The organism is Paraherbaspirillum soli (assembly GCF_042654985.1).
GTDB lineage: Bacteria > Pseudomonadota > Gammaproteobacteria > Burkholderiales > Burkholderiaceae_D > Paraherbaspirillum > Paraherbaspirillum soli.
On sequence record NZ_JBHSMT010000025.1, the window covers coordinates 73337 to 85198 of the forward strand.

Sequence of the window (11862 nt, forward strand, 5' to 3'; positions counted from 1 at the left end):
ACACCGGAAGGCACTACAACGGCCACGCCGAAGCCTCCGGCCGCGTTCATTTTTTCAGGACGACGTCGAACTCCCAAACATTCTCAACAGAATCTAAAGAACCGCACACACCCAAGAAATTTCTCATAGACAGCGCCGAAAATATTGCCATGCTAACCACATCCGTTTCAATGAAGTGCAGAAAGGACAGGCCGCTATATGCACGCAATAACCAAGTATTTGTCTTGCCTGCTAGTGGCAGCAATCACGAGCTGCAATGCCTGGGCAGGGACGGTGCAAAGCGAACGGGCTGCACGCGAAGAATGCAGCGCATATTCACAGGCAGGCATGCGCGAATGCCTCGCAAAAAAAGCCAACGCCAGCGCTGCCGAGTTAAGCAAGGCTGAAAACAAGGTACGCAGGACGCTTGCCAAATGGGATGAGGACACTAAGTACGTCAATCTCGCCAAAGCAAAATTTGAAACCTCGAACAAAGAATTTGGGCGTTACCGTGACGCCCACTGCGCGTTCGACGTATCGCTCGGCGGCGGTGCAATTGGCAATGCGCTAGAGATAGGGCGCTTGGCTTGCGTATTTGAACTGAACTCCAGACGCGCCGCCCAGCTCAGGGATGCCATCTCCGATCTTCCGCTGAAGTAAGCAAACTCCCGCTCAAGGCTGCGCCGTCCGCTCCCGGACGGCGGCGTCGCCACCCAAGGCTTGGTATAGCGCGACCTGGCTGTTCAGCAGATTTAAATTGTTGTCGGCCAGCGCGATCTCGGCGGCGCGTTGCGCCTCTTGCGCGTCGAGCCAGGCCCTGAGCGGCACTGCGCCCGCGCGATAGCGTTCTTGATACAGACCTTCGATCTTGCTTGCCGCAGCCAGCGACTGTGCCAGCTTGCCCGCCTGAACCTGGAACTGGCTGCGCGCCGACAAGGCGATTTCAACCTCGCTCAGCGCTTTGTAAAAGGTTTGGCGAAAGTCGATTACCGCCTTTTCATAGTCGAGCCGGGATACTTCGACGCTCAAGCGCATTTGATTCCATTGCAAAAACGGGAAGCTCAAACCGACTCCCACCGTCGCCACCGGATTTTGCAGCAGGTTCAGCAGCGCCGTGCTGGCGCTGCCCAGCGATCCGGTCAGGGTCAATGCGGGATAGTAGCTGGCACGGGTGGCGTCGACGTCGGCCAGCATCTTGCGCAGCCGCAGTTCGGCCGCATGCAGGTCGGGCCGGCGGCTGAGCAACTGCGACGGCAGACCGGCGTCGATGGTTGGCAAAGACTCGACAGATAGCGTGTGCAGCTCGGGATAGCGCGTTTGCGGCGGACTGTCGAACAGGATCGCCAGCGCGGCACGCGTCTCCGTCAATTGTTGCAGCAGCTGGGTATGGCTCGCCTGCTGCGATGCCAGCGAGCGCTCCGCCTCCAGCACCTCTAGCGACGATACCGCTCCGGCATCGCGTTGCAGCCGGACCAATTGCAGGACCTGGCCAGCATAGGCGATGCTCTGTTCGCTGACGGCGGTGCGTTGTTGCAGGTTGCCGATCTTCCAATACAAATTGGCGGTGGTGCCGATCAGGGCCAGTGCGGCGCTGGCGCGATCCTCGGCGCTGGCCAATGCTTCCCATTCGGCAGCGTCGCGCTGGCTGGCCAGCTTGCCCCACGGATCCAGTTTGTAGCGGACAGCAGCGCTGAGCGACTGGCTGCGAACGGTGTTCGGCGCGCCACGCAAGTTGCGGCTGTTGGCGGTAGTTAAATCGAGCGCGAGCGTAGGGTTGATGACCGCCAGTCCGGCTTGCAACCGGGCGCGCCGGACCAGGAGCGCAGCCGCCGCCAGATCGTTATTGCGGGCCAGCGCCAGTTCGATCAATTGATTCAATTGCGGATCGTTGAAATTGCGCCACCAGCGGTCGCCTGGCGCGGTCTGCGTTGCGCTGGCGGCATCGCTGTTTTGCCATTGGTCCGGCGTTGCAAGCTCTGCCGGCTGATAACGCGTGTGAAACCCGGCGCAGCCGGCCAGCAAGCCGCAGGCGATGACACAGATGGTTGCGTTGAAATAATTCATGTCGATGTCTTCATTCTCGTGCCAGCGCCTCGACCGGATCCAGGCGCGCCGCGTTGCGGGCCGGTAAAAACCCGAAAACGATGCCGATCACGGTCGAACAGGTACAAGCCGCCACGATGGAGGCGAGCGAATAATGCATCTGAAAATTGTCATTGATGCCGGAAAACACTGCGCCGATGCCCAGCGCCAGCGCGATTCCCAAGATGCCGCCCAGCAGGCACACCAATATCGCTTCGATCAGGAATTGCCGCATGATGTCGGCCTGGCGGGCGCCGACCGCCATCCGCACGCCGATTTCGCGGATCCGTTCGGTGACCGACACCAGCATGATATTCATCACGCCGATGCCGCCGACCACCAGCGAGATCAGCGCAATCATCGATACCAGCAGGGTCAGGGTGGCGGTGGTTTTTTCTATGGTCTTGCGGATGCTGTCGCTGTTATAGATAAAAAAATCTTTACTGCCATGCCGCTGTGTTAACAGCTTGACGATGCTTTTTTCCGCCGCTGCCGGCGATGCCGTATCGCCGATGCGCACCACGATCGATTGCAGCGGCGACTGGCCGATGATGCGATGCAGGGCGGTGGTATACGGCACCCACAAGGTCAGTTTGCCGCCGCCAAAGCTGTTCTGTTCCTTTTTGGCGACGCCGACGATGCGGATCGGGATATCGCCCAGCATCAGAATCTGTCCGATCGGATTGCTGTCGCTCCCGAATAATTTTTGGCGGGTGTTGTGGTCGATCACCGCTTCCTGCTTCTGGTGTCTGATGCTGGCCGTCGTGAATCCACTGCCTGCCGCCATCTGAATCCCGTGCACCCGGAAATGCTGTTCGCCGACGCCTTCCAGCGTGGCGCTGGCCGACCGGTTGCGATAGCGCACCGTCGCCGAGGCGGCAACGCCGGGCGTGGCGCTGTCGGCATAGACCTGCTGCGCCAGCACGTCCGCATCCGCGGCAACCAGCGTGCGCAGCGCCGCGGCTTTTTCGTCGCCGTAGTCTTTGCCGGGATAAATCGTAATGGTGTTGGTGCCCAGGTAGCTGATCTCCTTCAGGATTTGCCGGCGCGAGCCTTCGCCCAGCGCGACCACCGAGACTACCGATGCGATGCCGATGATGATGCCCAGCATGGTCAGGAAGCTGCGCAAGCGATGCGATTTCATCGACAGCAACGCCATCTTGCAAGCCTCTATCAGACTGGCGCCGGCGGCGCGCCATGAGGATTCCTGGGTGAGTTCGATGGCTGCCGGATCGGTGCTGGTTGCCGCAGCAGCGGCCATCTCGTCAGGCGGGATGGTCCGCAGCCGGTCGGCGACGATTTCGCCGTCGCTGATTTCAATGATGCGCTGCGCGTACTCGGCGACGTGCATGTCGTGCGTGACGATGATCACGGTATGGCCCTCGGCATGCAGCTCCTGCAAAATCCTGATCACTTCCTGGCCGCTATGACGATCCAGCGCGCCGGTCGGTTCGTCGGCCAGTATCACCTGACCGCCATTCATCAGCGAGCGGGCGATACTGACGCGTTGCTGCTGGCCGCCGGACAATTGACCGGGGCGATGATGGGTGCGCTTGCCCAGTCCCAGTCGGGTCAGCAAGGCGTGCGCGCGCTGCTTTCTGGCCGCAGCCGCTTGGCCGGCGTAGATCGCCGGAATTTCGACATTGCCGATCGCGTCCAGGTCCGGCAGCAGATGATAGCGCTGGAAAATGAAGCCGAAATGCTCGCGCCGCAGCTGTGCCAGCGCATCGGCCGGCAGGTCGCCGACAGCGTGACCGGCAACATGGTAGCTGCCACTGCTGGGGCGGTCCAGACAACCGAGGATGTTCATCAGCGTCGACTTACCCGAGCCGGACGGGCCGACCAGGGCCACCATTTCTCCCGCTGCAATCTTCAGGTTGATGTTGTTGAGTACGGTGACGGCGTCTTCGCCGGATGGAAATTGCCGGGACACTGCCGTCAGTTCTAACAGGGCCGGCTTCATGCTTGGCTCATGATTATGGAGTTCTGGTCGCTGTCCGGGCTGCTGTCGGCCTCGCCGATGACCACTTGCTCGCCCGCGGCCAGGCCGTCCAGCACTTGCGCATGGATGTTGTTGATGCCGATCCGTATCCGGCGCGTGGCTACCGTACGCTTGCCGTTCCGGGTTTCCAATACCTTGACCTGATAGCGGCCGTCCTCGCCGCGTTCGCCCAAGGCGGTCGATGGAATCACCAGTGCGTCCCTGGCCTGCTTGATCACAATCGAGACTTGCGCGGTCATCGAAATCCTCAGCCGGTTATCCGGGTTGGGGACATCAAACAAGGCGTTGTAATAAATCGGGGTTGCGCTGACGTTGTTTTCGTTGCGGCTGGCATCGCGGCTGATCGAATCCGGAGCAGGCTCGATCGTGCGCAATGTGCCGTGATAGCGGTGATCGGGATCGCCCAGAATGGTGAAATGGACTGGCTGTTGCGGCTTGACGCGAATCACGTCGGCTTCGGACACCAATGCCTTGACGGTCATGGTTTTCAATTCGGCCAGGATGATGATGGTCGGCGCCTGTTGGGCGGAATTGACGGTTTGCCCTTCCTTGGTCACGATAGCCACGACCTCGCCATCCATCGGCGCAATGATTTTGGTGTAGCCGAGATTCAGCTGCGCCGTGCTGACCGTGATCCTGGCTTGTTCGATTTGCGCATTCAGCGAGTCGATGTCGGCCAGCGTGGCTTGCAGCGTTGCTTCGGCGCTTTCAAAATTTTCACGCGAGCCGGCGTCGCCCGCCAGCAAGCGCTGCTGGCGCTTGAAATTCAATTGGGCCTGGACCAGCATCGCCTGTTTGGAGCGTAGCTGGGCAAGCACCTGGGTCAGCCCCGACTGCGCATTCTGCAGCGCGTTTTGCTGCGTCAATGAGTCGATCTCGGCGACGAGCTGCCCTTTTTTCACTTGCTGCCCAAGCACTACTTTTAGCGATTTCAGTTGACCGGATACCTGGGCGCCGACATTTACCTGTTGCAGGGCTTCCAGCGAACCGCTGGCCAGAACTGTATCTTGAATGTCGGCAATCGCGACCGGTGCGGTTAGGTTTTGCGGCTCATTGCCGGTTGAAAATAGAAATCGGTAGAGCGCGAATGCCGCCAGCAAGCATGCAGTGACGGAAACGAGGTAAATGAGGAATTTTTTATTCGATATCCGCATGGGAGGAGTCAATTGATTGCAGGAATCACTATTTATGCCGTCGTCCAATCAAGTGGAAAATGCAAAAACGACATTGTTTTCATAATAACATCGACGCACCCGCGTCTCGGCGCAAGAGTCAAGAAGCTCCTCAACAGCATCATTTGCTGGAGAATAGCGATTTAAAAATAAAACCAAGGCAAACATGGATCTCCACACCTTCCTGTTCTACGTACTGACCGAATGCGCGCTATCGCTGTCGCCGGGACCGGCGGTGATGCTGGTGGTGGCTTATGGTTTGACGGTCGGCTGGCGGAAATCGATTTTCGCCACGCTCGGCATCCTGAGCGCCAACCTGATTTATTTTGCGATTTCGGCGACCGGCCTGGGAGCGTTGATCGTCGCTTCGCACACTTTGTTTACCGTGGTGAAATGGCTGGGCGTGGTTTATCTGGCGTATCTCGGGCTGTCGGCGATCTTTGGCCGGCCGTCACCGATTACGGCATCGCGCTTGAGTGTGGACAATCCGTCCGGCTGGAAGATGTGGTTTAGCGGACTGACGCTGCAGCTGGCCAATCCGAAATCGCTGATTTTCTTCATGGCGATCCTGCCGCAGTTCGTGAACCCGGCCGCCGAGGTGCAGGCGCAAATGGTGTGGCTGGCCTTGGGTTCGGTGATTCCGGAATTTTTTATCCTGATCGGCTACGGCGCACTGGCCGGCCGGATGCAAACGCTGGCGACCCAGGCGCGCTTTGCCCGCGTCACCGACCGCATCGCCGGCAGCCTGATGCTGGGCGTGGCGATGATGGTGGCGACGCTGCAAAAATAATTAACGGACTTTGAAGCGATATACATCATCGGCATCCAGCTGTCGCGTGAGCACGCCGTCAAACCAGAGTTTATGCAGGTGCGCCAGCGCCTCGCCCAGCGCAAACGTCATTTGATGCGCATCCAGCGGGCGGCGGAACATGACTGGCACGATATCGCTGGCCGATTGCGGCGTGACGCAAGCCTCGACCACTTCCGCCAGCCGCTCGCGATGATGCTGCTGCAACTGGTCGATGCGGATCTGCAAGCCGCGAAAAGGTTTGCCGTGCGACGGCAGCACCAATGTATCGGCCCCCAGCTCGCGGAATTTCTCCAGCGAATCGACGTATTGCTGGACCGGATTGGATTCCGGCTCGATCGCAAAGACCGAGACGTTGGTGGAAATCCGCGGCAGCACCATATCGCCGGAAATCAACAGTTCCAGATCCGCGCAATACAGCGCCGCATGTTCCGGCGAGTGGCCGTGACCGGTGATGACTCTCCATGTATGGCGGCCGATGCGAAAGTGCTGCCGGTCGGCCAGCCGGCGATAGGCCAGCGGCACCGCCGGCACCATCGAGGCGTAATAGGATTTGCGCTGCGCCACTTTGTCCACCATCTCCGGATCGCGCATGCCGTGCCGTTGGAAATGCGGTATCGCCGCGCTGCCGTCGGCGCCGGGCAACGCGGCCGACATGATGCGCGCCGACAGGTATTCGCCGGCGCTCATCCACAGCGGCGCCTGCCAGCGCTCGCATAACCATGCGGCCAGGCCGACATGGTCCGGGTGGCAATGGGTCGCGATGACACGCAACACCGGCAGGCCGTCCAGTTGCGTCTCGAAAATGCTGTCCCAGGCGCTGCGCGTAGCATCGTTGGCGATGCCGCAATCGACGATGGTCCAGCCGTGCCGGATGCCGTCCGCAGTCTCGATGCTGTCTTCCAGCAACCATAAATTGATGTGGTCCAGTGCGAATGGCAAGCCCATGCGCAACCAACGCACGCCGGGCGCGACTTCTAGCGTGCTGCCGCCGGCTGGCAAGGTGTCGCCGAAGGCGTAGCTGAGCTGGGCTTCTAGAGCGTTCATTGAGATTTCTTTCTATAAGTTAAACCGTATCGTCGGAAAAGCGCAGCGCCTGCCGGCGCTGCATGTCGGAAGACGCTGCGCTTTTCCGACCTACGCAGCCCAATCGATTATTGCTGCATGGCATGGCAAATGTTCTTCCGGTGTTCCCATTTTCCGCCAGCGCGCCTACAATGCGCTTTACGTTAACGTAAACTGCCATTGTAAGTAAACAACAACCTTGTACTCCGATGCACATTTGACCATGCCAACCTACACCATTACCGAACTTGCACACGAATTCGACATTACCCCGCGAGCGATCCGGTTTTATGAGGACCAGGGTTTATTGAGCCCGAAGCGCGATGGCGCCGGCGGCCGCAACCGGGTTTACGCGGCGCGCGAGCGTACCCGCTTGAAGCTGACATTGCGCGGAAAACGGCTTGGGCTCACGCTGTCGGAGATCAAGAGCCTGGTCGAGATGTACGACTCGCCTAAGGATTCGGCGCCGCAACTGAGCCTGTTCCTGGAAGTCCTGGCGCGGCATCGGGAGCACCTGGAACAGCAGCGCGAGGACATCGAAGTGACGCTGGCGGAAATTACCGCGCACGAGGACGAGTGCAAGCGCTTGTTGGCTAGCGGTCAGTTTGGCCAGCCGGCCAGCGCCGCATCGGCCGAGGAAAACGCCTGATCCGGCAGGCAGCGCTGACGTATACGTCAATCGCTGCCGGCATTGGCGGTATCGCTTTTTGAAGATATTTAGCAGCACCTTTAATAACTTATTAACGCCCTATAATTACCCCCTACGGAGGATGACAAGATGGTCCACTTACCCGGTTTGAGCTTCGATCACGGCGAGGATATCGCCGCCTTACGCGGCGCTGTTCAAGAATTTGCCGCCGCGGAAATCGCGCCGCGCGCCGCAGAGATAGACCGCAGCGACCAGTTCCCGATGGATTTATGGAAAAAAATGGGCGACCTCGGCTTGCTCGGGATTACCGCCGATGAACAATACGGCGGCAGCGGCCTCGGTTACCTGGCCCACATCATCGCGATGGAAGAAATTTCCCGCGCCTCGGCCTCGGTCGGCCTTTCTTACGGCGCCCACTCCAATCTGTGCGTCAACCAGATTTCCCGCAACGGCACGGCCGAACAAAAAGCCAAATACCTGCCCAAGCTGATTTCCGGCGACCACGTCGGCGCGTTGGCGATGTCCGAGCCGAACGCCGGCTCCGACGTGGTCAGCATGAAATTGCGGGCCGAATTCAAGGGCGACCGCTGGGTGTTGAACGGCACCAAAATGTGGATCACCAACGGTCCCGACGCCGATGTGCTGGTGGTGTACGCCAAGAACGACATCGAAGCCGGCGCGCGCGGCATGACCGCGTTCCTGATCGAAAAGAACTTCAAGGGATTCAGCGTCGCGCAAAAACTCGACAAACTCGGCATGCGCGGTTCGCATACCGGCGAGCTGGTGTTCCAGGACTGCGAAGTGCCGGCTGAAAACGTGCTGGGCGGACTGGGCCAGGGCGTCAACGTGCTGATGTCCGGTCTGGACTACGAGCGCAGCGTGCTGTCCGGCGGCTCGCTCGGCATCATGCAGGCCTGTATGGATGTGGTGGTGCCTTACGTTCACGACCGCAAGCAGTTCGGCCAGCCGATTGGCGAATTCCAGCTGATGCAGGGCAAACTGGCCGATATGTATTCGACCATGATGGCCTGCAAAGCCTATGTGTACGCAGTGGGCCAGGCTTGCGACCGCGCCAAGACGCCGGAAGCGGCCCGGGCGCTGCGCAAGGACGCGGCCGGGGCGATTCTGTACGCGGCTGAAAAAGCCACCTGGATGGCGGGCGAAGCGATCCAGGCGCTGGGCGGCAACGGCTACATCAACGAGTATCCGGTCGGACGCTTGTGGCGCGACGCCAAGCTGTATGAAATCGGCGCCGGCACCAGCGAAATCCGGCGCATGCTGATCGGCCGCGAATTGTTCGCCGAAACGCGATAACAGGCGCGACGCATATGTCTGCATCAATGCCTGCATTGCATATCCAAACCGCGCTGCTGGCGCATCCGCAATTGTCGGCGGCGCTGGCGCGGCAAGTCTGGCTGAAGATGGAAAACATGCAGCCGGCCGGCTCCTTCAAGCTGCGCGGGATCGGCTTGCTATGCCAGCGCGCAGTGGCTGACGGCGCTCGCCATCTGGTCTGTCCGTCGGGCGGCAATGCAGGTTTTGCGGCGGCGTTTGCCGGCGCCGCGCTGGGCGTCAAAACCACCATCCTGGTACCTAGCACCACCTCGGCCGCAGTCTGTCGCCGCATCCGCGAAATCGGCGCCGAGGTGATCGTCCACGGCAGCGTTTGGGACGAGGCCAATCAAGAAGCGCTGCGCTTGTGCGCGCAGCCGGGCACTGTCTATATCCCGCCGTTCGACCATCCCGATATCTGGGAAGGCAACGCCACCTTGATCGACGAAGCGGTGGCGCAGGGCAGGGAGCTGGGCGTCGAATTCGACGCCGTGATTTGCTCGGCCGGCGGCGGCGGTTTACTGAGCGGCATATTGACCGGCATGCACCGCAACGGTCTGGCGCAAGTGCCGTTGATCGTAGCGGAAACTGAAGGCGCGGCGTCGCTGCATGCCGCGGTGCAAGCGGGCGAACTGGTGACGCTGCCCGCCATCACCTCGATCGCCTCCACCCTCGGCGCGCGGCGCGTGGCGCAGCAGGCGTTCGACTGGACCCGGCGTCACCCGGTGCAGTGCGTGACCGTCAGCGATGCGCAGGCGGTCGCGGCCTGCCTGGCGTTTGCGGATGATATGCGGACCCTGGTCGAGCCGGCCTGCGGCGCGGCGCTCGCGGTGGCTTATCAAAACCTGCCGGTGCTGGCAGCCTGCAAGCGGCCGCTGATCGTGGTGTGCGGCGGCATCGGCGTCAGTCTGGCGGCGCTGGCGGCCTGGAAGGAACAGTTTTCATTGTGAGTAACCCGGTCCAATTTCCTAAATTGCTGTCGTCGCAGATCGCCTTCGATACTGCGCGCACGATCCTGGACGGGTTCGACAAGCATTACCGGCTGTTTCGCGCAGCCAGCCAATTGGCCAAGCAGCATTTCGAAGATGCCGACTGGGGCACGGCCCAGATCGCCGCCCGCGAGCGAATCGGCTTTTATGACGCCCGAGTCGAGGAATGCGTCGCGGTGCTGGAGGACGAATACGATGAAAGCGACCTGACCGACGAGGTCTGGCGCGAGGTCAAACTGCATTACATCGGCTTGCTGACCCATCACAAGCAGCCGGAACTGGCCGAGACTTTTTTCAATTCTGTGTGCTGCAAGATTTTGCATCGCACTTATTTTCATAACGATTTCATTTTCGTGCGGCCGGCGGTATCGACCGAGTACCTGGACACCGACGAAGCGCAGCCGACTTATCGCGTGTATTACCCGGCCAGCGACGGCGTGCATTACACCATCAAGCGCCTGATCACCAATTTCCAGTTGCAGCGCCCGTTCGCCGACCTCGACCGCGATGTCGCGCAGGTCGAGCGCCGCATCCGCCAAGTGTTCGGCCACGCGCCGCTGGAGCCGAATCACCAGGTGCAGGTGCTATCGAATCTGTTTTACCGCAACAAGGGCGCGTACATGGTCGGCAAGATCATCAACGGCCCGCACGAACATCCGTTCGTGGTGCCTATCCTGCATAACCGCCACGGCGAGCTGGTGCTGGATGCGGTGCTGTTCGACAGCAAGGTGCTGGCGATATTGTTCTCGTTTACGCGCGCCTATTTCATGGTCGACATGGAAGTGCCGTCGGCCTACGTGCAGTTCCTGCGCAGCCTGTTGCCGAACAAACCGCGCAGCGAAATCTACACCATCCTGGGTTTGCAGAAACTAGGCAAGGCGCTGTTCTATCGCGACTTCCTGCGCCATCTGCGGCATTCCTCCGACCATTTCGAAATCGCGCCCGGCATCCGCGGACTGGTGATGCTGGTATTTGCGCTGCCGTCGTTTCCGTATGTGTTCAAGGTCATCAAGGATTATTTCCCGGCGCCGAAAGACACCACCAAGGCCTTGGTCAAGGAAAAATACCAGCTGGTCAAAAATCACGACCGGGTCGGCCGCATGGCCGATACGCTGGAGTATTCCAGCGTCGCTTTCCCGCGCGCGCGCTTCTCCGACGCGCTGCTGGCCGAGCTGAAGCAGGTGGCGCCATCGGTGGTCGAAGAAGACGGCGACGAGGTCATCATCCGCCATCTGTATATCGAACGGCGCATGATGCCGCTCAACATTTATCTGAGCAATGCCGAGAAAAACGACGACCAGGTGGCGCTGGAACATGGCGTCGTCGAATACGGCAATGCCATCAAGGAACTGGTCGCTGCGAATATCTTTCCGGGCGACATGCTGTATAAAAACTTCGGCGTCACGCGTCATAAACGCGTCGTATTTTACGACTATGATGAAATCGAATACATTACAGATTGTAATTTCCGCACGATTCCGCAGCCGCACAATGAGGAAGAGGAGATGGCCGCCGAACCCTGGTATCCGGTGGCAAAAAACGATGTGTTCCCGGAACAGTTCGGCACATTTCTTCTCGGTAATCAGAACGTCAAAAAATACTTTATCAAGCACCACGCCGATTTATTAACGCAGCAGTATTGGCAGCAACGCAAACAACACATACTTGAAGGACATTTCGACGACGTTTTTCCGTATCCGCAGGAATGTCGTTTTAAAACATGCTTATAGAGCCTGTTGAAGATCTGTAGTGAATGTATGGGTAGTATTTTTCATAAACCGGCA

General features: G+C 59.6%; 10 protein-coding genes. 6 read left to right on the forward strand and 4 right to left on the reverse strand.

Features of this window, described 5'->3' with window-relative positions:
* The first annotated feature begins 234 nt into the window (after positions 1 to 234).
* Complete coding sequence (locus ACFPM8_RS13665) at positions 235 to 639, forward strand: lysozyme inhibitor LprI family protein (RefSeq protein ID WP_378998108.1); 405 nt, start codon at positions 235 to 237, stop codon at positions 637 to 639.
* A 12-nt stretch (positions 640 to 651) separates the two neighbouring features.
* Here the strand turns inward: ACFPM8_RS13665 and ACFPM8_RS13670 are convergent, their stop codons facing one another.
* Genes ACFPM8_RS13670 through ACFPM8_RS13680 form a run of 3 tightly spaced genes read right to left on the reverse strand, consistent with a single transcriptional unit; the run spans position 652 to position 5217 of the window.
* Entirely contained in the window at positions 652 to 2043 is a 1392-nt protein-coding gene (locus ACFPM8_RS13670) for an efflux transporter outer membrane subunit (RefSeq protein WP_378998109.1), read from the reverse strand.
* 10 nt (positions 2044 to 2053) lie between these two features.
* On the reverse strand, positions 2054 to 4024 hold the full coding sequence (locus ACFPM8_RS13675) for a MacB family efflux pump subunit (RefSeq protein ID WP_378998110.1): 1971 nt from the start codon (positions 4022 to 4024) through the stop codon (positions 2054 to 2056).
* Complete coding sequence (locus ACFPM8_RS13680) at positions 4021 to 5217, reverse strand: efflux RND transporter periplasmic adaptor subunit (RefSeq protein WP_378998111.1); 1197 nt, start codon at positions 5215 to 5217, stop codon at positions 4021 to 4023. The genes ACFPM8_RS13675 and ACFPM8_RS13680 overlap by 4 nt, the downstream gene beginning before the upstream one ends.
* Positions 5218 to 5401: 184 nt before the next feature.
* On the opposite strand from ACFPM8_RS13680, the gene ACFPM8_RS13685 reads away from it, so the two are divergent.
* Positions 5402 to 6025, forward strand: a complete 624-nt coding sequence (locus ACFPM8_RS13685; protein WP_378998112.1) for a LysE family translocator — start codon at positions 5402 to 5404, stop codon at positions 6023 to 6025.
* Here ACFPM8_RS13685 and ACFPM8_RS13690 read toward each other — a convergent pair whose 3' ends face one another.
* Positions 6026 to 7090: an MBL fold metallo-hydrolase gene (locus tag ACFPM8_RS13690; protein WP_378998113.1), complete on the reverse strand. Its 1065-nt coding sequence runs from the start codon at positions 7088 to 7090 to the stop codon at positions 6026 to 6028.
* A 241-nt stretch (positions 7091 to 7331) separates the two neighbouring features.
* Here ACFPM8_RS13690 and ACFPM8_RS13695 point away from each other — a divergent pair, with 241 nt between their 5' ends.
* The 4 genes from ACFPM8_RS13695 to aceK all read left to right on the forward strand — a co-directional run bounded on the left by ACFPM8_RS13695 (position 7332) and on the right by aceK (position 11808).
* Positions 7332 to 7757, forward strand: coding sequence for a MerR family transcriptional regulator (locus ACFPM8_RS13695; RefSeq protein ID WP_378998114.1), 426 nt, complete (start codon positions 7332 to 7334; stop codon positions 7755 to 7757).
* 129 nt (positions 7758 to 7886) lie between these two features.
* The gene (locus tag ACFPM8_RS13700) at positions 7887 to 9071 is read left to right on the forward strand and encodes an isovaleryl-CoA dehydrogenase (protein ID WP_378998115.1); all 1185 of its coding nucleotides are present in this window, start codon (positions 7887 to 7889) and stop codon (positions 9069 to 9071) included.
* 14 nt (positions 9072 to 9085) lie between these two features.
* On the forward strand, positions 9086 to 10039 hold the full coding sequence (locus ACFPM8_RS13705; RefSeq protein WP_378998116.1) for a pyridoxal-phosphate dependent enzyme: 954 nt from the start codon (positions 9086 to 9088) through the stop codon (positions 10037 to 10039).
* Positions 10036 to 11808 carry a bifunctional isocitrate dehydrogenase kinase/phosphatase gene (aceK, locus tag ACFPM8_RS13710; protein WP_378998117.1) on the forward strand — a complete coding sequence of 591 codons (1773 nt, stop codon included), beginning with the start codon at positions 10036 to 10038 and terminating at the stop codon, positions 11806 to 11808. The genes ACFPM8_RS13705 and aceK overlap by 4 nt, the downstream gene beginning before the upstream one ends.
* The last annotated feature ends 54 nt before the right edge of the window (positions 11809 to 11862 follow it).

Coding starts and splice junctions, on each gene's coding strand:
- ACFPM8_RS13685 (WP_378998112.1), top strand. CDS start 5,402: ATGGATCTCCACACCTTCCTGTTCTACGTACTGACCGAATGCGCGCTA.
- ACFPM8_RS13670 (WP_378998109.1), bottom strand. CDS start 2,043: ATGAATTATTTCAACGCAACCATCTGTGTCATCGCCTGCGGCTTGCTG.
- ACFPM8_RS13675 (WP_378998110.1), bottom strand. CDS start 4,024: ATGAAGCCGGCCCTGTTAGAACTGACGGCAGTGTCCCGGCAATTTCCA.
- ACFPM8_RS13690 (WP_378998113.1), bottom strand. CDS start 7,090: ATGAACGCTCTAGAAGCCCAGCTCAGCTACGCCTTCGGCGACACCTTG.
- ACFPM8_RS13705 (WP_378998116.1), top strand. CDS start 9,086: ATGTCTGCATCAATGCCTGCATTGCATATCCAAACCGCGCTGCTGGCG.
- ACFPM8_RS13695 (WP_378998114.1), top strand. CDS start 7,332: ATGCCAACCTACACCATTACCGAACTTGCACACGAATTCGACATTACC.
- ACFPM8_RS13680 (WP_378998111.1), bottom strand. CDS start 5,217: ATGCGGATATCGAATAAAAAATTCCTCATTTACCTCGTTTCCGTCACT.
- ACFPM8_RS13700 (WP_378998115.1), top strand. CDS start 7,887: ATGGTCCACTTACCCGGTTTGAGCTTCGATCACGGCGAGGATATCGCC.